17 protein-coding genes are annotated in these 22,973 nt (G+C 47.3%); 9 read left to right on the top strand and 8 right to left on the bottom strand.

Going from position 1 to position 22,973, the window contains the following annotated elements:
- Positions 1 to 4: 4 nt before the first annotated feature.
- From E1919_RS06015 to E1919_RS06000, 4 genes are all read right to left on the bottom strand, one after another.
- Positions 5 to 1,174 carry a Gfo/Idh/MocA family protein gene (locus tag E1919_RS06015; RefSeq protein WP_202915859.1) on the bottom strand — a complete coding sequence of 390 codons (1,170 nt, stop codon included), beginning with the start codon at positions 1,172 to 1,174 and terminating at the stop codon, positions 5 to 7.
- A 126-nt stretch (positions 1,175 to 1,300) separates the two neighbouring features.
- On the bottom strand, positions 1,301 to 1,864 hold the full coding sequence (locus tag E1919_RS06010) for a gluconate 2-dehydrogenase subunit 3 family protein (protein ID WP_162052449.1): 564 nt from the start codon (positions 1,862 to 1,864) through the stop codon (positions 1,301 to 1,303).
- An 83-nt stretch (positions 1,865 to 1,947) separates the two neighbouring features.
- Positions 1,948 to 3,414: a Gfo/Idh/MocA family protein gene (locus E1919_RS06005; protein ID WP_162052448.1), complete on the bottom strand. Its 1,467-nt coding sequence runs from the start codon at positions 3,412 to 3,414 to the stop codon at positions 1,948 to 1,950.
- A 62-nt stretch (positions 3,415 to 3,476) separates the two neighbouring features.
- Positions 3,477 to 5,156, bottom strand: a complete 1,680-nt coding sequence (locus tag E1919_RS06000) for a GMC oxidoreductase (protein WP_162052447.1) — start codon at positions 5,154 to 5,156, stop codon at positions 3,477 to 3,479.
- Between the two features lie 484 nt (positions 5,157 to 5,640).
- On the opposite strand from E1919_RS06000, the gene E1919_RS05995 reads away from it, so the two are divergent.
- On the top strand, positions 5,641 to 8,088 hold the full coding sequence (locus E1919_RS05995; RefSeq protein WP_162052446.1) for a zinc-dependent metalloprotease: 2,448 nt from the start codon (positions 5,641 to 5,643) through the stop codon (positions 8,086 to 8,088).
- Between the two features lie 107 nt (positions 8,089 to 8,195).
- Here E1919_RS05995 and E1919_RS05990 read toward each other — a convergent pair whose 3' ends face one another.
- From E1919_RS05990 to E1919_RS05980, 3 genes are all read right to left on the bottom strand, one after another.
- A complete protein-coding gene (locus E1919_RS05990) occupies positions 8,196 to 9,050 on the bottom strand; it encodes a pirin family protein (RefSeq protein ID WP_162052445.1) in 855 nt (284 codons plus the stop codon).
- Between the two features lie 348 nt (positions 9,051 to 9,398).
- Entirely contained in the window at positions 9,399 to 10,280 is an 882-nt protein-coding gene (gene cysM / locus E1919_RS05985) for a cysteine synthase CysM (protein ID WP_162052444.1), read from the bottom strand.
- 190 nt (positions 10,281 to 10,470) lie between these two features.
- Positions 10,471 to 11,151: a type 1 glutamine amidotransferase domain-containing protein gene (locus tag E1919_RS05980; protein ID WP_162052443.1), complete on the bottom strand. Its 681-nt coding sequence runs from the start codon at positions 11,149 to 11,151 to the stop codon at positions 10,471 to 10,473.
- 120 nt (positions 11,152 to 11,271) lie between these two features.
- Here E1919_RS05980 and dinB point away from each other — a divergent pair, with 120 nt between their 5' ends.
- Positions 11,272 to 12,354 carry a DNA polymerase IV gene (dinB, locus tag E1919_RS05975; RefSeq protein WP_162052506.1) on the top strand — a complete coding sequence of 361 codons (1,083 nt, stop codon included), beginning with the start codon at positions 11,272 to 11,274 and terminating at the stop codon, positions 12,352 to 12,354.
- 202 nt (positions 12,355 to 12,556) lie between these two features.
- A complete protein-coding gene (locus E1919_RS05970) occupies positions 12,557 to 15,049 on the top strand; it encodes a zinc-dependent metalloprotease (protein ID WP_162052442.1) in 2,493 nt (830 codons plus the stop codon).
- A 265-nt stretch (positions 15,050 to 15,314) separates the two neighbouring features.
- Here E1919_RS05970 and E1919_RS05965 read toward each other — a convergent pair whose 3' ends face one another.
- A complete protein-coding gene (locus tag E1919_RS05965; protein ID WP_162052441.1) occupies positions 15,315 to 16,094 on the bottom strand; it encodes a hypothetical protein in 780 nt (259 codons plus the stop codon).
- 318 nt (positions 16,095 to 16,412) lie between these two features.
- On the opposite strand from E1919_RS05965, the gene E1919_RS05960 reads away from it, so the two are divergent.
- From E1919_RS05960 to E1919_RS05935, 6 genes are all read left to right on the top strand, one after another.
- Positions 16,413 to 18,026 carry a CTP synthase gene (locus tag E1919_RS05960; RefSeq protein WP_162052440.1) on the top strand — a complete coding sequence of 538 codons (1,614 nt, stop codon included), beginning with the start codon at positions 16,413 to 16,415 and terminating at the stop codon, positions 18,024 to 18,026.
- Between the two features lie 28 nt (positions 18,027 to 18,054).
- Positions 18,055 to 19,881, top strand: a complete 1,827-nt coding sequence (yidC, locus tag E1919_RS05955) for a membrane protein insertase YidC (RefSeq protein WP_162052439.1) — start codon at positions 18,055 to 18,057, stop codon at positions 19,879 to 19,881.
- Between the two features lie 95 nt (positions 19,882 to 19,976).
- Positions 19,977 to 20,573, top strand: a complete 597-nt coding sequence (locus E1919_RS05950; protein ID WP_162052438.1) for a hypothetical protein — start codon at positions 19,977 to 19,979, stop codon at positions 20,571 to 20,573.
- A gap of 142 nt (positions 20,574 to 20,715) precedes the next feature.
- Positions 20,716 to 21,090: a DUF6438 domain-containing protein gene (locus E1919_RS05945; protein WP_237144038.1), complete on the top strand. Its 375-nt coding sequence runs from the start codon at positions 20,716 to 20,718 to the stop codon at positions 21,088 to 21,090.
- Positions 21,091 to 21,444: 354 nt separating this feature from the next.
- A complete protein-coding gene (locus E1919_RS05940) occupies positions 21,445 to 21,999 on the top strand; it encodes a YsnF/AvaK domain-containing protein (RefSeq protein ID WP_237144036.1) in 555 nt (184 codons plus the stop codon).
- Positions 22,000 to 22,047: 48 nt separating this feature from the next.
- Complete coding sequence (locus tag E1919_RS05935) at positions 22,048 to 22,908, top strand: YsnF/AvaK domain-containing protein (protein ID WP_162052436.1); 861 nt, start codon at positions 22,048 to 22,050, stop codon at positions 22,906 to 22,908.
- Positions 22,909 to 22,973: the final 65 nt, after the last annotated feature.

Below are 22,973 nucleotides of genomic sequence, written 5' to 3'. Positions count from 1 at the left end.
TATCTTAAATAGTGAAGTCAATCCATTTCTTATCCGATTTACCGGAGGCAATTACATTTTCAATGAAGGCCATGCCACGCACGCCATCTTCCACACCAGGGAAATCCTGCCATTCCGGTTGCGGCTCCTCTCCATTGTTGTAAGCCTTCACACACAGCGCGAAATTGCGGTATAGGTTGGCAAATGCCTCGAGGTAGCCTTCCGGGTGGCCGCCAGGGGTGCGGGAATTGTGCTGGGCATAAGAGGAAAGGTACTCACCACCGGCCGTGCGGTAAATTTCAGTCGGTCGGTCGAGCCATTTCAGCTTCAGCGTATTTTCATCCTCCTGCTGCCACTCCAAACCACCTTTCTCACCATATACCCGTATTTTCACGTTGTTTTCTTCACCGGCAGCAACCTGTGTGGCAAAAAGAACTCCGCTTGCCCCGTTCTTGAATTTCAGCAAGGCAGCTCCGTCATCATCAAGTTGACGCCCTTCGACAACTACATTAATATCCGCATTGATCTGCGTTACCTCTAAGCCACTTACATACTCAGCCAGGTTGAAAGCATGCGTACCAATGTCTCCCATAGCACCGGCAATACCGCTCTGCTTTGGGTCTGTTCTCCAGGATGCCTGCTTGAGTTGCTTATTATCGCTGCCTTCCTTAAAGGTGCTCAACCAGCCCTGAGGATACTCCACATATACCTTGCGTATTTTTCCTAACTTACCGGAGGCTATGATTTGCTTCGCCTCTTTCACCATTGGATACCCGGTGTAGGTATGCGTCAGGCAAAACAGTTTCCCGGTACGTGCTACTACCTCTCGCAGTTCTAGGGCTTCTGCCAAAGAAAAGGTCATGGGCTTATCCAGAATAACATGGAAGCCACTTTCCAAAGCCAGCTTAGCTGGTTCAAAATGCACATGGTTCGGTGTTACGATGCTGATTACCTGCACCCGCTCGTTCTCCGGAAGTTGCTTCTCCTTTTCGAACAGTTCCTGGTAAGTAGCATACACCCTGTCTGGTGATAAGCCCAACTCATCACCGCTCGCCTTCGATTTCTCGGCGTTGCTGCTGAAGGCTCCGCAAACTAAATCATATTGATTATCTATCTGAGCTGCAATGCGGTGTACAGCGCCAATAAAAGCCCCCTGGCCGCCGCCGATCATTCCTAATCTTAATTTCTGATGCATCAAAAGACTTTTTAAATTAATTATTTCTTTATTTAGATATAGTTAATGAGTTGCATATAAAACGTTTATCCTCTACGCATTCATCAGGCGCAAAGGATAAACGTTTAGTATAAATGGGCGCAGCACTTAGGTTGCCCAGGCTCTGTCGCCTTTGTTGTAAGGGATGCAGGCGTCATACCGCCCGGGAACTGCTACGTATCGTAAGGCCTGTGTGGCGCCTACCTCTGAGGTAAAGTAACCAAGCAGGGTCAACTCTTTCATCATCCTGAAATAATGATTCGGCGCACCTTCTGCTTTAGAGAGCATATGCTCCTGCTGCTCCTTATCCAATGCTCTTACCAGAGTAATTCGCTGCTCCGGAGTTAACTGATTAAAACTTTTACCAAACTCTTTGTCGCTGGCCTCATTTAATTTAGTGATACCCTCCAGAAATATCTTCTGATCTTCAGGTGCATAGCAGTCCTGCACCATAACAGCCATAAACTCACCCACGTTAGCCGCTTTGGCTCCAGGAGTGCTAGTGGCAGGCAGAATGGTGTCTCCTACTTCGTTTAAAAGCGCCACCTGATCCTGCTTAAATAAATCGCCTACCTCCAGTTTTCTGGATGTACAGGAAACCAAGAGGTCAGCACTTATCAAGGTACCACCCATTAACCAGGCTACTGCTGATATAGCTTCTCGTCTGTTCATGTTATTTTAAATGACAGCGTTATCAAATTATTTTCTTTCTCTGTACCGGTGCCCTCTCAATCGGGCACCAATATTTTCATTTTTCAAGCACCAAGTGTCCAGCCACTTCTGTAGTCGCGCTTCACAAATTGGTTTACCTCATCAAAATTGGTAATGCGCATGTTCTGGTTATCCCACAGTAGCTTTACGGACCGACCTGGGTAATCATACCCTTCTCCGGAAGCTTTTGGCTTTCTGATATCGTATCCCCTGATGGCGAGGTTCGCCATGAGCAGAGCTTCTGTTAACGGACCGGAAATTTCAAAAGGTGCACTTAGTTCTTTTTTACCGTACCCAGCAATGCAGCCTTCCACCCATTGGGCATAATGGCCATCGGCACCACCTTGCACGCGTGGTATAGTTTGCTTCACCTTCACCTCTTCATTTCTAGAGAGCGGCAGCAGGCGTGGATTTGCGGCGTAGGTACTGGACATCATTTTACCTTTGGTACCTACGAATAAAGTCCCGTTTCCACCGTCGCCGAAAAGTTCGTTTGGACCTAGTTCCTCTGGTCTTACCGGCTGTATACCGCCATCCATCCAATGAAGTTTTATAGGTCCCTGTGTTTTAGCTGTCTTCGGGAAAGTGAGGGTAACATGGCTGGAGGGTGGGCAGCTCTCAGGGAAATATCCACGCTTAAACTCATCCACGTACACACTGCCCACACTTGCCTGTACATCAGTAGCATATTGCAGGCCCAAAACACTAAAAGGAGCTTCAATGAGATGGCAGCCCATGTCGCCCAGAGCGCCGGTACCATAATCCCACCAGCCACGCCAGTTAAAGGGTACCAGCTTTTCTACATAGTCTTGATAAGGGGCAGTGCCCAGCCACAGATTCCAATCTAATCCCGGGGGTACTTCCCCTTTTCCTGTGGGCCAGGAAATGCCTTGCGGCCACACAGGTCTGTCGGTCCAGGCATAGATGGTATGCACATCGCCGATAACACCGGCATCAAACCATTCGCGCAACTGCCGCACACCATCGCCGGAAGCTCCCTGATTTCCCATCTGCGTCACCACTTTATAACGTTTGGCAGCATCGGTTAAGGCGCGGGCCTCATAAATATCATGTGTTAAAGGCTTCTGGACGTAAACATGCTTGCCCAGTTGCATGGCGGCCATTGCCTGCACCGCATGGTTATGGTCTGGTGTGGATATGGATACGGCATCAAAGTTTTTAGACTCCTTGTCCAGCATTTCCCGGTAATCTTTGTAGTACTTTGCCTTCGGGAAACTGGCCCTTGACTTGGCAGCTCTTCTGTCATCCACATCGCAGAGGTAAGCAATATCAGCCTTGCCACTCTTATAGAAACTGGCCAGATCGCTTTCGCCCTTACCACCAACGCCTATACCGGCAATCACAAGTTTGTCGCTAGGTGCCACAAAACCGGGGCCTCCCAACACATGACGCGGCACAATCATGAAGCCGGCTGCTGCAACGGCACCCGCTTTCAAGAAGCTTCTTCTTGAACTACTTGCGGCAGAATCAGCTGTTTCCTTTTTAGACATTACCTTCCAGTTAATAAGTGATTGAATGATTGAACACTATACCAGCTAACTCAACAAATTGATTAGATATTCTGTCGCTTTAACTCATTCACGGCATGGTCTACTGCTCTTGCGGTAAGTGCCATATAAGTGAGTGAAGGGTTCTGGTTACCAGCAGAGGTCATACAGGCACCATCCGTTATGTAAACGTTAGGCGCATCCCATATCTGGTTGTTAGCATTCAGCACAGAGGATTTTGGGTCTCTACCCATGCGGGCTGTTCCCATCTCATGAATGCCCTGCCCGAAGCCATAGCCTGCATCGTAAGTTTTCACGTTCTTGAGCCCAGCCGCCTCCAGCATCTCTGCAGCGTCCGCACTCATGTCCTTACGCATTTTTCGCTCGTTTTCCTTTATTTCAGCATCAATGGCCAGCACCGGAAGCCCCCACTTGTCTTTCACATTTTTATCCAGGCTGATCTTATTATCGTGATAAGGCAGTGTTTCACCGAAGCCGTTGATACCCATTGTCCATTGGCCTGGTTCTGTCAGGGCGTCTTTAAATTCCCCTCCCACATTCATTTCGGCAATTTCGCGGCTCCACCCTTCACGGCCTGCGCTGCCCTGGTAACCGAAGCCTCGGATATAATCACGCTTTTCGTCTCCGAGGTTTCGATAGCGCGGAATGTAGATACCATTAGGCCGTCGGCCATAATAGTACTTATCTTCATAGCCTTCTACTGTACCGTTGGCTCCTGTACGGAAGTGGTGGTCCATCAGGTTATGACCTAATTCACCGCTGCTGCTGCCAAGGCCTTCCGGCCAAACATCGGTAGCTGAATTCATCAGCACCCAAGTTGAGTTTAGCGCAGAGGCATTTAGGAACACCACTTTGGCCAGGTACTCATATGTCTGGTTTGTCTCAGCGTCCAGCACTTCCACTCCCCTCGCTTTCTTCGTGTCTTTATCATAAAGTACACGTGTAACAATAGAGAAAGGACGCAAAGTTAAATTTCCGGTAGCCATGGCAGCCGGCAAAGTGGCAGATTGAGTGCTAAAATAGGCTCCAAAAGGGCATCCTAACCAGCAGGCGTTACGGTACTGGCAGTTGGTTCTGTCATGATGTGCAGCCGTTAGGTTTGCAACACGACCAATAATCATGTGCCGGTTATTGTTATAATGTTGCTTGATGCGCGCAGCCACATCCTTTTCCACGCAGTTCATCTCCATTGGAGGCAGGAACTCGCCATCAGGCAGGTGTGGGATATTTTCTTTCGAGCCACTAATACCGGCAAAACGCTCAGCATGGCTATACCAGGGGGCGATGTCGGCGTATCGGATAGGCCAGTCCACCGCAATGCCATCTTTAGCATTCGCTTCAAAGTCCAGGTCGCTCAGGCGATAGCTCTGCCGCCCCCACGTCAGGGATCTGCCACCCACTTGGTAACCACGGTACCAGTCAAAGCGTTTTATTTCGACATAAGGGCTTTCTTTTTCGTTCACCCAGTAATCCAGATTTCGTTCGTTCAGCACGTAGTCCCGCTTCAGCACAGGGTAGTTCTCGATCATTTTCTGGGTACGGCCACCACGGTGCTCAAACTCCCATGGAGCCTTAGTTGCGTTTACATAATCTTTTACGTGTTCTATGTTCCGCCCACGCTCCAGCATAATGGTTTTAAGACCTTTCTCAGTAAGTTCTTTGGCAGCCCAGCCGCCAGAAATTCCAGAACCTACTACAATTGCATCATAAACATTTTCAGCCATAATTTCAGAGTGATTCTCTTTAAAAGTCTAATAAGGTTAACATTCTCATGATGGAGGAAGACATTCCAAAAGGCTAAGCCAGAACTGCAGCACGATAAATGAACGAATAAGTATAAAATTTAAATCAAACAAATGCAAGTTCTATGCCGAAATACTACTGCTTGTACCTGAGTACTCACTGCTATATAGAAGTCAGAATATAGGAATATTATAATCTGGAGGAGAGACTTCCTGCTCTGTCCCTTTAGGTTAGCTATACCCGAAATATGGAAACACAAAGGGTACATAGAAACCTCGAATTTTTCTTTTGCTACATTCACATTTGTATCAAAGTAAAGAGCTGAAAGCCTTTCTCAGGTGAGCGCATCACTGTGGTTGAACTTAACTGCCCCCCCCACTTACTTTTGCTCTCATTAATCCACTTTTCCAGTTACCTTTTAAATCTTATCTTTCCTGTTCTAATCATTAGCACTATAAGTAAAACATGAGAAACACTTTTCGCAAACTCAGGCTACTGCTGCTGTTACTGCCATTCATGGTAAATATGGCCATAGCTCAGAAGTTGCCCAGTATTGCTTCCAAAACGGAAGGCATGAAACGTTACCCCGGCTACTTTACCTTTTACTGGGATGAAGCCGAAGGCAAAGTGTGGCTTGAAATCAACCGCTTTGACACTGACTTTTTGTATGTAAACTCCCTAGCCGCCGGACTGGGCTCCAATGATATTGGTCTAGACCGTGGGCAACTGGGAGGCGATCGGGTGGTCTATTTCCGGAAAATTGGGCCGAAGGTAATGCTGGTGCAACCGAATCTGAATTACCGCGCCACTACCAATAACCGCAATGAAGCCCGCGCGGTGGAAGAGTCCTTCGCTCAGTCCATCTTGTGGGGATTCAAAGTTGAGGCTGAAGAGTCTGGCCGCGTTTTGGTAGACGCCACCGATTTCCTGCTCCGCGATGCACATGATGTTATCGGAAGCCTGAAAGGCAGCAGACAGGGGAGCTACCGCCTCGACGCCAGCCGTTCTGCCTTATACCTGCCACGTACTAAGAACTTCCCGAAGAACACGGAGTTTGAGGCCATGCTTACATTTACCGGGGGCGAAGATGCCGGACCTTATGTGCGTGAGGTGGCCCCGGATGTGCAGGCCCTTACCATGCGCCAGCACCACTCCTTTATACAGTTGCCTGACGGGAATTATGAAACCCGAAATATGGACCCTCGGGCGGGCTTCTTCGGCATAACATACTATGATTATGCTACCCCCGTGGGCGAAGACATTGAGAAGCGCTTTATTGCCCGGCACCGGCTGCAGAAAAAGAATCCGGGTGCTGCCCGTTCAGAGGCAGTGGACCCTATCATATATTATGTAGACAATGGAGCACCGGAGCCTATCCGGACAGCCTTACTGGAAGGAGCTCGATGGTGGAATCAAGCTTTTGAAGCGGCTGGCTACCAGGATGCCCTTAAGGTAGAAGTGCTGCCCGATTCAGCTGACCCAATGGATGTGCGCTATAACGTGATTCAATGGGTGCACCGCAGCACACGCGGATGGTCCTATGGCGCTACCGTAACAGACCCGCGCACCGGTGAAATTATCAAAGGGCATGTATCTTTGGGTTCCCTGCGGGTGCGCCAGGATTACCTGATTGCCGAGGGATTGCTGGCGCCATACCAGGAAGGCAAACCGGAATCAGAGGAAATGATGCTGATGGCGCTGGCACGCATTCGGCAGCTTTCGGCACATGAACTGGGCCATACACTGGGCATTATGCACAATTATGCCGCCAGCGTAAGCGACCGCGCTTCTGTAATGGATTATCCGCACCCGCTGGTGCAGTTAGACAAAAGGGGAAACCTGGACCTCTCTAACGCCTATGCCACAGGCATCGGAGAATGGGACAAGCTAGCTATAACCTACGGATACCAGGATTTTCCGGAGGAAGTGAACGAAGAGCAGGCTTTAAACAAGCTGTTGCTGTCCGGCATCGACCGCGGTCTGCAGTTTATCTCCGACCGCGACGCAAGAGCGACAGGTGGCGCACACCCGCAGGCGCACCTATGGGACAATGGCCCTGATGCAGCTGAAGAGCTAAGAAACGTGCTGGCCGTGCGCCAGAAAGCGCTTCAGAACTTTTCGCCGAATAATATTAAACCCGGAATGCCTTACGCGCTGTTAGAAGATGTACTGGTGCCGGTATATAACTACCATCGCTACCAGACAGAAGCAACCTCCAAATTAGTGGGCGGTGTAAATTATACCTATGCTGTGCGGGGAGACAGGCAGACAGTAACAGCGCCCTTAGACAAAAAGACACAGCAGCAGGCGTTGGACGCTATGCTGGCCACACTACAGCCGGACGTGCTTACGGTGCCGGAACATATCATCAAGTTGATTCCGCCGCGCCCGCCAGGCTACCGCGCTTCAAGGGAGCTGTTTGAAAAGCGCACAGGCCTTACCTTTGACCCCATGGCCGCTGCCGAAGCCTCTGCTGATTTCACGATAAGCCTGCTGCTTCACCCGGAGCGCGCAGCAAGACTGATAGAACTACAGGCTCGCAACAACAGCCTTGGGTTGAGCGACGTGACAGACCAACTGGTGAAGAGTACTTTTAAAGCACCTCGTAAAAAAGGCTTGGAAGAACAGGTGCAGCAGCAAACAGAGCAAGTGGTGTTAACGCACCTGCTGGCGCTAGCCAACAACGAAAACACCTCATACCAGGCGCGCGCCGTAGCTAACCTGACCCTGAACAACCTGAAAGAATACATTCAGCGACAGACCCGCCGCATGGGCGACAGTCCGTATAAAGCCCACCTGATTTATGCCATGGAGCGAATAGAAAACCCAGGGATGGAGACCGTGAAGCTCCCGCAGCACAAAGACCTTCCTCCTGGCGCTCCGATTGGCAGTGGCGTTATAGGATGTGATTAAAATTTAATTGAAGATCTAAAAGCGGCCTTGCCAGACATACCTGGCAGGGCCGCTTTTAATTTGTTTGAGAATAAATAAGGGTATTAATTACTATACCCTCCTATACCTTATTCATGCCAACTACCCATTTTCCCAGCCTGGTAGTCGCGGAAGGCTTCCTGTATTTCCTGCTCTGAGTTCATCACAAAAGGCCCCTGGGCCACAACCGGTTCATTAAACGGAAGGGCGTGGCCAAAGAGCAGCACCGCATCTTCCAATGCCTCTACTTTTATTTGATCTCCTACCTGCTCAAACTCCACAAGGTGTAGCTTCTCTACCGGCTCATTGTTTACGTTCACCGTTCCGCGCACTACATAAAAGAAGATGTTGCGTTCTGCTGCCACTTTGGTGGTAAAGGTGCCACCATTCTGAAGCTCAATGCTACTCATATCGATACCTCCTAAAGAGTCTATTGGCCCCTGCACCTCACCCCATTTCCCTGAAATCACATTCACCTTTACTTTGCCATTATCTTCAGTAGCTGTTGGTATCTGGTCCTGCTGCAGGCCAATATAATTTGGCTTTACCATTTTATGTTTGGCAGGCAGGTTAAACCATAACTGCAGAATTTCAAGAGGACCTCCCTCCTTCTTGAATTTATCAGAGGAGATTTCAGCATGAATTAAGCCTGAACCAGCTGTCATCCATTGCACTCCCCCTTTTTCAATCACGCTTTTGCCGCCTCCGGTATCCTGGTGCATGATGTCGCCCTCCAGGATAAATGTCAGTGTTTCGAAGCCCCGGTGCGGGTGCGGTCCGAATGGCAAACCGTTGTTGTTCGGCTTGTATGTTTGGGGTCCGTGGTGGTTCAAAAACAGAAATGGATCAATATACTCCACTTCACGCGTTGGAAGGGCTCTGTAAGTTATCAGGTCACTAATGGGAGCACTAACGGCTTTATATTTCTTTTTTATCTTTCTCATAGTTATATATAGTTCGTGTAATTTTGGCCACTAATTAATGTATGTACATTTAAAATAGCAAATGGTTTAGACTTTAATGTTACTGCTAACTATAGATATAGTATAAAGTCTACTTTAAATATTTTCTCCTTCCTGTGTTCTCATGCTGATTTATGCAGCGCAAATAAACTTCTATAGCAGGATGGCATTGAAATACATCCACTTCCTTCACCGTACACTTTTCACTACGAAGGTTTGGCAGCTCGCGTATAGACTGAATGCCTCAGGCAAAAACAAAGAAGCCGGAAATGCAGCTGATTAAGCATGTCCGGCTCCAGTTAAATTTTATTAGATCTACTTTGCTGTTGCCTAAGCGAATAGGTCAGAGGAAAGGTAGCGATCCCCCCGGTCGCAAATGATGCACACCACAACCCCTTCCTCCAGTTCTTCTATCAGTTTTGTAGCGGCAAATACTGCGCCGCCGCTGCTCATACCTGCAAACACGCCTTCTTCTTTGGCAAGTCGCCTTGTCATGGCAGTGGCTTCTGCCTGCGACACATCAATGGTGATATCTACGCGTTCTTTTTCAAAGATTTTGGGCAGGTACTCCTGTGGCCAGCGGCGTATACCGGGTATCTGCGAACCTTCTACTGGCTGTGTGCCTACAATCTTCACGTTGCTGTTCTGCTCCTTCAAATAACGTGACACACCCATGATCGTACCCGTAGTTCCCATAGAAGAAACAAAATGCGTCACCTCTCCATTAGTATCCCGCCATACTTCAGGTCCGGTTGACTGGTAATGCGCAATATAGTTATCCGGGTTGGCAAACTGGTTCAGCAAGAGGTAGCCTCCCTGCGCCACTTTATCGTTCACATAATCAATAGCTCCCTCCATAGAGCTTTCAGCGGGTGTGAGTGTTACTGTGGCGCCATAAGCTTCCATCGTCAGCACTCGTTCCTGGGTGGCATTGGCTGGCATCACGAGCTCTATCTCCACACCAAAAAGACGCGCTATCATGGCAAGTGCAATGCCGGTATTTCCACTGGTTGCTTCAATCAATTTCATACCAGGCTTCAGTTCGCCTCGGTCCAGGGCGCCTTTTATCATGCCATACGCGGCACGATCTTTCACACTACCGCCAGGGTTATTTCCTTCAAGCTTAGCGTATAATATAACACCGGGTTTTGTGTTTATCTGCTGCAGCTCCACCATGGGGGTGTTGCCGATCAAGTCAAGTAGAGTAGCCATTTGTGTTGCTTATGTTATGTGCTATTGTCCTTAACCACAAAAGTAAGGGGTTTGTTGGAAAACGGGTAAAGAAAAACGCATACCTTCTGCACTTTTAACTATGGGAAAAATTCAGCTCCTTAACTTAAAACCCCACCTGGAAATTTAATAGCGGGTGGGGTTTTAAGTTAAGAACTATGTCAGAAAGAGGCTATATTGTCATCAGTTTGAGCAGTTCTTCAGCTGCCCCTTCTGAAGAAGCAGGATTCTGACCTGTAATCAGGATGCCATCGCGCACTATGTGCGGCTGCCAGTCTTCTACCTTCGAGTAGTTGCCTCCCAGCTCTTTCAGCTTATCCTCCAGTAAAAACGGTACTACGTCCGTCAGTTTCACAGCCTCTTCTTCTGTGTTGGTAAACCCGGTCACATTTTTTCCTTTTACCAAAGGCTCTCCGTCTCCCCCTTTCACTTTTGCAAATACAGCCGGTGCATGACACACCGCAGCAATTGGTTTCTTCTGCTTCGCAAAGGATTCAATAAGCCGAATAGAATCTTCATTATTTGTCAGGTCCCAAAGAGGCCCATGTCCTCCAGGGTAAAAAACAGCATCAAAATCATCTGCCTTCACTTCGCTGAGCTTCACTGTTTTTGAAAGTTTCTCCTGTAAATCCTTATCGTCATTAAATCGGTTCGTAGCCTCCGTCTGTGCTCCGGGTGCCTCGCTGCTTGGGTCAACCGGGGGCTTCCCTCCTGCCGGTGATGCCAACGTGATGTCTATGTCTGCATCGGATAGTACATAATATGGAGCGGCAAATTCTTCAATCCAGAAACCGGTTTTATGTCCTGTATCTCCGAGTTTATCATGGGATGTTAATACAAAAAGTACTTTCATAGCTTTATTCATTTAAAGGTTAATCTCTTGTTTTTTGTATGGTATACGGTGGCACTGCCTACTGTTTATAAGCCGGCTAGTAAAATGGCCATTATTTGTAACTTTGCTACTTAAACTGACATCTTGAGTCAAGCAATTCGAAAGATAATTCATGTGGACATGGACGCTTTTTTTGCGTCGGTGGAGCAGCGCGACAATCCTGAACTGCGCGGAAAGCCTGTGGCGGTGGGTGGTTCGAGAGAGCGTGGTGTGGTGGCAGCAGCCAGTTACGAGGCCCGCAGGTTCGGCGTGCATTCAGCGCTGGCTTCTAAGATAGCAGCACAACGTTGCCCGCAGCTCATTTTTGTAAAGCCCCGGTTCGAGGTATACAGTAAGGTGTCTCGGCAGATCAGGGAAATCTTCTTTTCCTATACCGACCTGGTGGAGCCGCTGTCGCTGGATGAAGCGTACCTGGACGTGACGGAAAACAAAATTGGCATGCCCTCTGCCAGCATCATCGCCAAAGAGATAAAAGCGCGTATTGCAGAGGTAACCGGGTTAACTGCTTCAGCAGGTGTCTCCTACAATAAATTTCTGGCCAAACTGGCTTCCGACATGGACAAGCCAAACGGTTTCACTCTTATCACACCTGATAAAGCCGAAGAAATTGTTGCAGGCCTGTCCATCGATAAGTTTCATGGCATAGGCAAAGTGACAGCGGCCAAAATGCAAAGCATGGGGATTGTAACGGGTGCCGATCTGCGGCAGCGTTCGGAGGAAGAACTGGTGCGCAACTTCGGCAAAGTGGGGCGCTACTACTACCGTATTTCCCGCGCCCATGACGAGCGTGAGGTGCAGCCACACCGTGTCCGCAAATCAATTGGTTCGGAGCGTACGTTTGATGCCGACCTGACGGAAGAGTCCGACATGTTGGAGCGCCTGCAATACCTGGCAGAGGAAGTTGCCCATGATATGGCGCGCCTGAAAGCCACAGCCAAAACGGTAACAGTTAAAATTAAGTATTTTGATTTTACCCTGAACACCCGCAGCAAAACCTACCTCAGCGAGTTCAGTTCAGCTGATGCCATCTTTACCATTGCACGTGACCTGCTGCGTACCCCGCAACTCCCGGCTTACCCGGTGCGCCTGCTTGGTATAGCCGTGTCGTCTCTCCTTTACCAGCACGATAAACAGGAGGGCTATCAACTAACAATAGAGTTCTAGCACAAGCAAATCCGTGGCTGCATGTGCCTAAGCAACACCAGCTTATTGTCCATATTTCAGACAAAAACAGTTATATATAAACCTCTATTAAACCTTCTTCCCAGTCTGCAGTCTTAAGAAAAGCTGCACCTGCTGTAGAAGTTTCAGTACAAATCTCTATTTTCGAAAAACTTTACCTATCAAACCTGTTTAATTTAACCTGATGCAAAAAAAACTACACTATGCGCCCATAGTGGCCTTGCTGCTGACGGGTTGTACACTAGCCTCACCGGCCACAGCCCAGAAAGACAAGAAAAAAAACAAAGCCAAGCAAGAGGCTACTGCGGCTTCACCCACTAAAAAAGATGACGGTTCTCCAAAGGCCTATGTCGAGGTGATAACAGCCAAAGCGGTCACTGATGATGGCCTCTTTAAGGTACACCATATCGATGAAAAGTATTTTTATGAAATACCTGACACGCTCCTGAACCGCGACATGCTGATGGTGAGCCGCATTGCCAAAACGGCAAATAACGTTGGCTACGGCGGTGAAGAACTGAACACACAGATGCTGCGCTGGGAGAAAAAAGGAAACCGTGTGCTGCTCCGGGTTATCTCGACAGAAAATGTTGCCGCTGACACCCTTGAAATTTTCCGTTCTGTACAGAACTCAAACTTAGCCCCTGTGGTACAGGCGTTTGATATTAAAGCCTTTGGTGAGGGAACGCAAGTGGTAGAGGTGACAGACTTCTTTTCTAAAGATGTACCTGCCCTTGGTCTGGATAAAGACACGCGTGAAAAGTATAAAGTAAAGAAACTTGATGACAAGCGTTCCTTTATAGAAAGCGTAAAAAGCTTCCCGCTGAACATTGAGGCGCGTTCTCTGATGACGTATGACGCAACGGATGCTCCATCAAACTCTTCAACCGGAACTATATCAGTGGAACTGAACCACTCGATGGTGTTGCTACCCGAGACTCCGATGGCTGCCCGTAAATTTGATCAGCGTGTCGGGTTTTTTACTATTTCCCAGACAGACTATGGTACGGACGAGCAGCGTGCCGCTGCCCGCAAGTATATTGTGCGCTGGAGACTGGAGCCAAAAGACGAGGCTGCCTATGCCCGTGGCGAACTGGTAGAGCCGAAGAAGCAGATTGTATACTATATCGATCCGGCCACCCCAATGAAATGGCGCCCATACCTGAAGCAGGGGGTGCAGGACTGGAACAGAGCTTTTGAGGCAGCAGGCTTCAAAAATGCGATTGTGGCTAAAGACCCGCCTTCTTATGAGGAAGACCCGGAGTTCAGCCCGGAAGATGTGCGTTACTCCGTTATCCGCTATTTCTCTTCTGAGACGCAGAACGCCTATGGCCCTAATGTGCATGATCCCCGTTCCGGTGAAATCCTGGAAAGCGACATCGGCTGGTACCACAACGTGATGAACCTGCTCCGCAACTGGTATTTTATTCAGACAGCTGCCGTTAACCCTGATGCACGTGGTGTGAAGTTTAAGGATGAAGTAATGGGTGAGTTAATCCGATTTGTGGCCGCACACGAGGTAGGCCATACATTAGGTTTGCCACACAACATGGGCTCCAGTGCCGCCTACCCGGTAGAAAAGCTGCGTGACGCTGAGTTTACTAAAACAATGGGCACGGCCCCTTCCATTATGGACTATGCCCGCTTTAACTATGTGGCGCAGCCGGAAGACAAAGGTGTTGCCCTGATGCCTGCCATTGGCGTGTATGATAAATATGCCGTGAAATGGGGGTACTCCTATTTCCCAGAAAAGAATGGCTCAGATAACACTGAAAAACTAGCCTCCTGGATTAAGGCACATGAAAATGACCCAATGTACCGCTTTGGCCGCCAGATGGGCCGCCCAACTGACCCTTCTTCGCAGACAGAAGACCTGAGTGACGATGCGATGAAGGCCAGCACCTATGGCATTGCCAACCTGAAGCGCATCGTGCCGAACCTGATTACTTGGACAGCGGAGGATAATAAAGACTATGCTGACCTGCAGGAAATGTACCTGCAGGTGCTGGGCCAGTGGAACCGTTATATGGGGCATGTGACCAGCAACATCGGCGGGGTGTATGAAAATTATAAGACCTACGACCAGAAAGGCGATGTATACAGTACGGTGCCAAAGGAAAAGCAGCAGCGCGCTATGAAGTTCCTGAATGAGCAGAGCTTCGCGACTCCAATCTGGATGCTGGATGAAAACATCCTGCGTAAGATCGAATCTGCCGGCACAGTAGACCGTGTGCGGAATGCACAGGTGAGTGTGCTCAACAATGTGCTGGAACCGGGCCGAATGGCGCGTGTACTCGAAGCGCAGGCAATGTTAGGTGACAAAACCTATACCCTTCCAGAGATGATGGCTGATTTGCGCTCCGGCATCTGGTCAGAAATTGCCTCAGGCAAGGCAATCGACATGTATCGCCGCAACTTGCAGCGTGGCTATATCGAGCGCATGGAGTACCTGATGAAAGAAGAGCCGACTGCAGTAACAGGCAGAGCACGTGCATTTATGGGTGCTACGCCTATCAACGTGTCACAATCTGATATACGTCCGATGGTACGGGGCGAACTGAACCTGCTGCGTAACCAGATAAAAGGTTCTATCGCTAAGACCAAAGACACCATGACGAAGTATCACCTGCAGGATGCGCTTGTACGCATCGACGCGATTCTCGACCCAAAGAGTTAAGCACATACTAATTTAAGAGTCATAAAAAGAATAGCCCCGACCAGATTGACCGGGGCTATTCTTTTTATATAAGGTTTGGAACTGACTCTGAAATTATCAATTGATTCTGCAAGTGCTTGCATTCGCAGCAGCAGCTGCGTTTTTTCTAAAGTATACTGATCAAAAGAAACAACAGAGCGGCTTCAATAAAATCTTTAAAATGAACTCTCAGGGCATCTGTTCTGGTAAAGCAGCACTAAGTATATGTGTATGAGCTCTATGAAGTCTAATACTGTCTTTTTTTCTTGTAAACGTATTTTCTAGCGTCTGGTGTGTAAAAAACTTTAATCGAGGCATTAATAAAGTGATCGTTTTTCCCAAAAGCACCAACCTCATCAGGCATGTTATCAAGATAATCCGTAGAAGTTAAATTAAATGATACTTCCGGCGAGACACTAATGGCGCTGGAAAAGCGAAAATCCAAACCTGCTCCTACAGGTACAACAGCAGCAAGAGCAGGATAACCCCTTAAATTGGAGAGCTTAATTTCTTTACCTCCATCGCCAACCAGAAAAGACGAAGCTGAATAACTTGCTGCGCCAAAACCAGCTTTTATGTAAGGAATCACTAGCTTCGCACTTCTGCCACTGTAACGGTTAACCAGGTTTACAACCACAGATCCAGAAGCGATGTAAGCTTGTGATCTGAAAGCAACATTATATGATTCGTCAGTATCCATCCCTTCAGCGGCTTTAAACCCATGATAATCCAAACTGCCAAGCAAGCTTATCATAGGAGACATTCTATACATAATACCTAGGTTGTAATTTTGCCCCAAGCCATTGTTCCTGAGCGGGCCTAATCCTTCTCCCTGAAAATCATGCACTCTGTTGTCGCTGTTTAAGACTGATACACCGGCACCGGCCACCAGCACTACTCCTGTATCGGACCTTCGTTTGTAGCTGCTTCGTTTAGATTTAGAAGAGTATGTCTGTGCCTCCACATGAATTGCTGTAAGCAAAACAGAAAAGACGAGCGCTGTTAAAAATTTTGTTTTGGAAAACATAGACAAGCGAACGATTTAAATAAGGCTTAATGATAATAAGTACGAATTGATATTAACAGATGTAAATATATAGATTAATTGATGGTAACAAAAATATACAAAATATATTTCCGTAATCATCGGGAAACAACCAACATAGCAACAAGCGGCATCTTAAATATATAATTTTTAATATATATTTAAGATGCCGCTTTAATAGCATAAAAGTGCTTGAATATTAACAAAGATATCCTAAGGGGCGGCGACATCTGTTAGCTTATCTTCAGGATAATCAAATTATTACAGTACCTTTGCAGTCCATAAGACTTACCCTAACTTATGGCTACTAAATATATATTCGTTACAGGCGGTGTTACGTCCTCTCTTGGCAAAGGCATTATTTCTGCCTCTCTGGCTAAATTGCTTCAGGCAAGAGGCTTCGCTGTAACTATTCAGAAATTTGACCCTTACATCAACATCGATCCGGGCACGCTGAACCCTTACGAGCACGGTGAGTGCTTTGTAACGGAAGACGGCGCTGAAACCGATCTGGACCTTGGGCACTATGAGCGCTTCCTGAATGCCCCTACGTCACAGGCTAACAACGTGACCACCGGGCGCATTTACAACCACGTGATTACGCGGGAGCGTGAAGGAGCCTACTTAGGCAAAACAGTACAGGTTATACCGCATATCACAGATGAGATTAAGCGCCGCATGCTGTTGTTAGGGCAGACGGGGGAGTTTGACATTGTGATTACTGAAATAGGCGGTTGTGTGGGTGACATCGAGTCACTGCCGTTTATTGAGGCCTTGCGCCAGTTGCGCTGGGAATTGGGTGTGCACGAGACAGCCGTCATTCACCTGACACTGGTACCTTACCTGCGGGCAGCTGGCGAGTTAAAAACCAAGCCGACACAGCACTCTGTGCGGACGCTGTCGGAGGCTGGTGTGCAGCCGGACATACTGGTGTGCCGCTCAGAGCACCCTATACCGGCTGAAATGCGCAAAAAGATCGCTTTGTTCTGTAACGTGAAGACCAACTCTGTGATTGAGTCTCTGGATGCTGAAACCATTTACGACGTGCCTTTGCTGATGCGCAAGGAAAAGCTGGATGAACGTGTTATCAGCAAACTGAAGCTGCCACACAGAATAGAGCCAAACCTTGACAGTTGGAAAGAGTTTTTAGGCCGTTTAAAAAACCCTACCGCAGAGGTAAATGTTGCTTTGGTAGGTAAATATGTAGAGTTACCGGATGCCTACAAGTCTATTATTGAGTCTTTTGTGCATGCCGGATCTGCCAATGAGTGCAAAGTGACCATTAAGTGGTTCCAGTCTGAGAACCTCAATTGCGACAATGTTGCCTCTTTGCTAAAAGACATGGATGCCGTATTGGTGGCTCCCGGCTTTGGAGAGCGTGGTTTTGCAGGAAAGTTAGAGGCTATCCGTTTTGTGCGGGAAAACAATATCCCGTTTATGGGTATTTGCCTGGGTATGCAGTGCGCCGCTGTGGAGTTTGCCAGAAACGTGTTAGGCTTGGAGGGTGCCGCCTCTACCGAGATGTTTCCGGACACACCGCATCCGATTATCGACATGATGGAAGACCAGAAACAGGTAACGCAGATGGGGGGAACGATGCGCTTAGGAGCCTATACCTGTGAACTAAAAAGAGGTTCTAAGGCTTATTCTATTTATGGGAAGGCAAAAGTAACAGAGCGCCATAGGCACCGTTATGAATTCAACAACAGGTACTTAGAGGCATTTGAGCAGGCTGGTATGATTGCTTCTGGCATCAACCCGGACACAGGCCTGGTGGAGGTAATTGAACTGCAGCATCACCCTTGGTTTGTGGCAGCACAGTATCATCCGGAATTAAAAAGCACCGCGCTGACCCCTCACCCGCTTTTTGTTAAGTTTGTAAAAGCGGCTATTAATTACGCTAAATCTAAATAAGCACAAATAACACTTCAAATTACAGTAAATGGATAGAAATCAAGCAATTGGCTTTGGATTGATTGCCGTGCTGCTGCTGGCTTACTCGTTCTTCTTCTCGAGTCCGGATCCGGAACAGCAGGCAGTGGTCATTCAGGACACAGCCAAGGTAGAACAACTGCAACAGACAGCAGTTGTGGAAGACGACTCTCTGGTTCAGGCTCGCAGAGCATCTGCTCTGGGTGCTTTTGGCGCTGCCGCAACCGGCGAGGCAAACACTGTATCCGTAGAGAACCAGAACATTCAGGTTACTTTCAACACAAAAGGCGGGCAGGTAGAAGAAGTGCTGCTGAAAAACTATAAGTCATACCTTGGCGACACGCTGGTGCTCTTTGATAGCGAAAGCAGCAGTACAGATCTTGCCTTCACCACCACCGATGGTAAAACTGTTCAGCTTTCAGATCTTTACTTTACAGCCACTGATGTAAGAGAGGTTCAGGGCGAAGACAACATATCTGGCAAGACGATAACTTTTAGGGCAGATCTAGGCAAAGGGCAGTATATTGAGCAGGTGTATACGCTGTACGACGAGAACTTCATGATGGGCTACAAGCTCAACTTTGAGGGGCTGGATAACGTGGTTAGCGGCAACACCATGACCTTTACCTGGAGTGACAGACTAAAGCAGTTGGAGCATGACCTGAAGCAGAACCGGGCCAAGTCTACCATAAACTTTGCGACAACAGAAGACGGTTACGATTACCTTTCTATTTCTGAGGAAACAGAAACTATGACTGTTGAGGAGCCGCTGAAATGGGTAGCCAACAAGCAGAACTTCTTTACGGCCGGTATCATTGCAGGCAATCAGTTTGCCGGCGCAAAGCTGGAAACTTCTGTAGACGTAGCTGACACCACTGTTGTAAAAACACTGGCTTCCCAAATTCTGATACCTACAGAGGATGTATTGTCAGGTGAGGGGGAATTTATGTTCTACTTCGGCCCTAATGACTATAACATCCTGAAGGAAATCGGCTACGATTTCGACAAAAATCTTGACTTGGGCTGGGGTATTTTCTCTTATGTGAATAAATGGCTGATTATACCTGCCTTTGACTTCCTGGAGAACTATATCACCAACTACGGTATTATTATTATGCTGCTGGTGCTTTACATTAAAACTATCCTCTTCCCGCTTACATATAAGTCATATGTGTCGATGGCGAAGATGAAGGTGCTGAAGCCAGAGATCGACGCCATCAAAGAACGCAATGAAGGTGACATGCAGAAGACGCAGATGGATACTATGAAGCTCTACCAGGAGATGGGCGTGAATCCGATGAGTGGCTGTATCCCGATGGTGCTGCAGATTCCTATCCTGTTCGCGATGTTTAACTTCTTTCCAAACTCAATCGAACTGCGCCAAGAATCATTCCTGTGGGCAAATGACCTTTCAACTTACGATGTTTTTGCCAGACTGCCGTTCACGATTCCGTTCTATGGCGACCACGTAAGTATGTTTACGCTCCTGATGACGGCTTCTACCATTCTGTATACCTGGTCAAACAACCAGGTGAACACCATGCAGGGCCCGATGAAGTTTTACTCCTACCTGATGCCGGTCATCTTCATGTTCGTGCTGAACTCCTTCCCTGCCGGTCTGTCATTCTACTACTTTGTTTCTAACATTGTAACCTTTGGTCAGCAGGCTGCCATTCGTAAGTTTGTGGATGAGGGTAAAGTGAGAGCGAAACTGGAAGAGAATAAGGAGAAGAACAAGGATAAGAAAAAATCAGGTCCTTCTTTTGCAGAACGCATGCAGGAAGCAATGCGCCAGTCTGAAGAAAAAAAGCAGCTGAAACGCAAAGCAAAAAAATAGAACTCATTTTATGAATACAGGTAAAAAAGCCTTTCCGGAATCGGAGAGGCTTTTTTATTGGCTATACATGTACATAGCACGTATGAAGGAATATCATGAAGAAAACACTATATAACCTGGCAAAATCTGTCCTATTGCTCTGTGCCCTTACTGTTTTCAGTTGTCAGTCAAGTACAGAAGAAGGCACTATTGCCAGCACGCATCCTGAGCTAGCCGAACAGTTAGCAGAAGACTCCGTTACCATGCCTATTTCTGAAAACCAAAACCCTGACCTCTACCAGCGCTACCAGATTACTGAGGAAGAGTATACGCGCAGCGGACAGTTTGATGTAGGTGATATGTATAGGGGCCAAATGGCTCCTTTGGATGAAAGCAGCCATACCGATATCCGTACCTATCGCACCGCCCTGAATAAAGGGCTGGAGGAAGGCGTCAATTTTGCAGGTAGGTATACTGTGGTAACTGTTGGCTGTGGCACCAACTGCCAGCAACATTATGTGGTAGATAGAGAGACCGGCAAAGTGCTGGACAAACTTCAAAGCAACATTGGAGCAAAGTATGCCTCCAATAGCCGCTTATTTATCATCAACCCGCCAGACTCTACTGCCGTGTATGGTGAATGCCGCGATTGTACACCAGAAGCTTATGAATTCGAAAATAACCAGTTCCGGAAACTGCCAGCGGCGGAGTGAGCGGCAAAACAGACAAAGGAATTTATACATGAAAAGACATATTTTACTATCACTGATAACATGCCTATGGCTACTGATGAATGGATGCAATGCAAGTCAGGCACTATCTAATTCAGAAGCAGGACAAGCAAATCAGCCTCTTTTGCTTTTTCAGAAATCACCCTGCCTTGGAACATGCCCTGCCTACAATGCAACCATATACCAAGATGGCAGCATCAGCTTTGTAGAATTCAGGAATGCCCTGGCTCAGGACACCATACAACTGCAGCTGTCAGAGGAGGAGCTCCAGCAACTGAAACAGGAACTTGAGAGGTTAAATTACAAAGACCTGCAAGACAGCTACCTCACAAACTGGAGCGATATATCCACCACCTACCTTACCTTTTACGAGGCCGGCAAGGAGGTAAAGCAGGTGAGGCACGAGGAAGGTGGTCCTCAGGAGCTTATTCAGTTTCAGGAGTGGCTCCATACACTTATATGGCAACGGGCAGAAGAGAAAAAAAGGCCTACGTATTAATACCAACCGTTCCCTGTGTATGAGTGACAACGTTTTTTTGCACTACATTATGCTTCATCACGTCCGGATGTCATTTCGCACCTCCTCAACACCCTCGTCTCGGTTGTAAATTCAATGGCTAAGCATTGTACTAACCGCTAAACAAAGCCTCCCCATAGGCTGCTAAGTAAAAACCAGTTTTGTACATTATTCTGCATCAAAAGGGATAAATTACCTCTTCCCACTACTGCTGCTATTTGGACTGATTCAGTATTTTTCCCAACAATTTCTACTTACCACCGTATAAAAATATAGACTGTTTAATGATAGCAATCACGGCAAAGCTATATTTTAATATGGACATACATAAGTAGAATGAAGGAATCATCAGATAAAATGCAATCAGAGTTTGAGGAGAAGCTCAGGCAAAGTGAATCAGCAAAAAACAACGCTAAACCTGTTGTTGATGAGCGTAGAACTATTGCTAATGAGACTGCCAAAACTCCTGAAACGGCAGAAATAAATACAACTGCCGACCAGCAGCCTAGGGTGATTCCGGTTGTTGAGGAACAGATAAGGGTACATAAGAAAACAGTGGAGACTGGCAGTGTACATGTTTCTAAAGACGTACATGAGGAGGAAGTGACAGTAGATGTTCCGACTGTGCATGAAGAAGTAAATGTAGAGCGAATTGCTATTAACAAATACGTTGACTCACCCCCACCTCCTGTTCGCCATGAAGGGGACGTGATGATCATTTCTGTACTGGAAGAAGAGGTAGTCGTTACAAAACGACTAAAACTGGTAGAGGAAGTTCATGTGACGAAACGGAAGCACGAAACAAAAGAAAACCAACATATAACACTTCGTAAAGAAGAAGTGAAAGTTAACCGGGTTGACTTAAACAATGAAAACCCAAACAAAGTCTGAAAATCAGGCTTTACGACGTATAATACAACCAAATATAAAACACAAACTATGAAAGGACAAACAGTAATAGGAATATTCGATTATGGAGTAGATGCACAAATGGCCGCACAACAGTTAATGTCGAACGGAATACCTGAAAGCAAAATAGACATTGCCGTAAGAGGTGCAAAAGATAAAAGTGGTAGTACAGCTAACACAGCTAACACGACCTCTAACCCAGCGGCAGACAGGCCAAATCCTACAGCATCTAAAACAGCAAATCCAAATGCAACAGCTGCAAACAAGTCTGATTCTGATAACGACAGTAACTTCTTTAGCAACCTGTTTACAGATGATAATGACAGGAACAAATATGCAGAAGTTGCCCAACACGGTTCTATCGTAACTGTACATGCAGAGTCTAAGGACCAAGCACAGCGTGCAGCTGAACTGTTGGATAAATTCGGTGCTATTGATGTAGACGAGCGTGCAGAGAAATATAAATCAATGCCTCGTGAGAAGAGAGCCCAATGGATAAACTCTTCCATACCAGTAGTACAGGAAGAAATGAAAGTAGGAAAGCGTGAAGTGGAAACTGGTGGCGTTCGCTTAAGAAGCCGTGTTATTGAAAAACCGGTTGAAGAGCATCTGCGCCTGCGTGAAGAGCACGTACGGGTAGAGCGCAACGCTGTAAACCGTCCTGCAAGCGAGAAAGACTTAGCTACCTTCAAGCAAGGTGATAAAGAGTTTATTGAGCATGCAGAGGTACCTATGGTTGAAAAACAAGCCCGTGTGGTAGAGGAAGTAAACGTAGGAAAACAAACCAGTACACGCGAAGAAACTATACGCGACACTGTGAAAAAGCAGGACGTAGAGGTAGATAAGATAAAACCAAAAAACGACCATAAAACAGGTCCTGCTACTAAATAAGTTTTGTAACAATACGCAAAACCAGTAATCTGGAAAGGGCAGCTGATTAATTTCAGCTGCCCTTT

Source organism: Pontibacter pamirensis (assembly GCF_010015475.1).
GTDB classification, from domain to species: Bacteria; Bacteroidota; Bacteroidia; order Cytophagales; family Hymenobacteraceae; genus Pontibacter; species Pontibacter pamirensis.
Note: the sequence above shows the minus strand (reverse complement) of the source record. Positions and strands in the feature narration are given on the sequence as shown.

What these genes read in the sequence shown, in the direction of transcription:
- E1919_RS05990 (WP_162052445.1), bottom strand. Translation starts at nt 9,050, where the DNA reads ATGAGAAAGATAAAAAAGAAATATAAAGCCGTTAGTGCTCCCATTAGT.
- E1919_RS06015 (WP_202915859.1), bottom strand. Translation starts at nt 1,174, where the DNA reads ATGCATCAGAAATTAAGATTAGGAATGATCGGCGGCGGCCAGGGGGCT.
- E1919_RS05965 (WP_162052441.1), bottom strand. Translation starts at nt 16,094, where the DNA reads ATGTTTTCCAAAACAAAATTTTTAACAGCGCTCGTCTTTTCTGTTTTG.
- E1919_RS05980 (WP_162052443.1), bottom strand. Translation starts at nt 11,151, where the DNA reads ATGAAAGTACTTTTTGTATTAACATCCCATGATAAACTCGGAGATACA.
- E1919_RS05960 (WP_162052440.1), top strand. Translation starts at nt 16,413, where the DNA reads ATGGCTACTAAATATATATTCGTTACAGGCGGTGTTACGTCCTCTCTT.
- E1919_RS06005 (WP_162052448.1), bottom strand. Translation starts at nt 3,414, where the DNA reads ATGTCTAAAAAGGAAACAGCTGATTCTGCCGCAAGTAGTTCAAGAAGA.
- E1919_RS05970 (WP_162052442.1), top strand. Translation starts at nt 12,557, where the DNA reads ATGCAAAAAAAACTACACTATGCGCCCATAGTGGCCTTGCTGCTGACG.
- yidC (WP_162052439.1), top strand. Translation starts at nt 18,055, where the DNA reads ATGGATAGAAATCAAGCAATTGGCTTTGGATTGATTGCCGTGCTGCTG.
- E1919_RS05950 (WP_162052438.1), top strand. Translation starts at nt 19,977, where the DNA reads ATGAAGAAAACACTATATAACCTGGCAAAATCTGTCCTATTGCTCTGT.
- cysM (WP_162052444.1), bottom strand. Translation starts at nt 10,280, where the DNA reads ATGGCTACTCTACTTGACTTGATCGGCAACACCCCCATGGTGGAGCTG.
- E1919_RS05935 (WP_162052436.1), top strand. Translation starts at nt 22,048, where the DNA reads ATGAAAGGACAAACAGTAATAGGAATATTCGATTATGGAGTAGATGCA.
- E1919_RS06000 (WP_162052447.1), bottom strand. Translation starts at nt 5,156, where the DNA reads ATGGCTGAAAATGTTTATGATGCAATTGTAGTAGGTTCTGGAATTTCT.
- E1919_RS05995 (WP_162052446.1), top strand. Translation starts at nt 5,641, where the DNA reads ATGAGAAACACTTTTCGCAAACTCAGGCTACTGCTGCTGTTACTGCCA.
- E1919_RS06010 (WP_162052449.1), bottom strand. Translation starts at nt 1,864, where the DNA reads ATGAACAGACGAGAAGCTATATCAGCAGTAGCCTGGTTAATGGGTGGT.
- E1919_RS05940 (WP_237144036.1), top strand. Translation starts at nt 21,445, where the DNA reads ATGAAGGAATCATCAGATAAAATGCAATCAGAGTTTGAGGAGAAGCTC.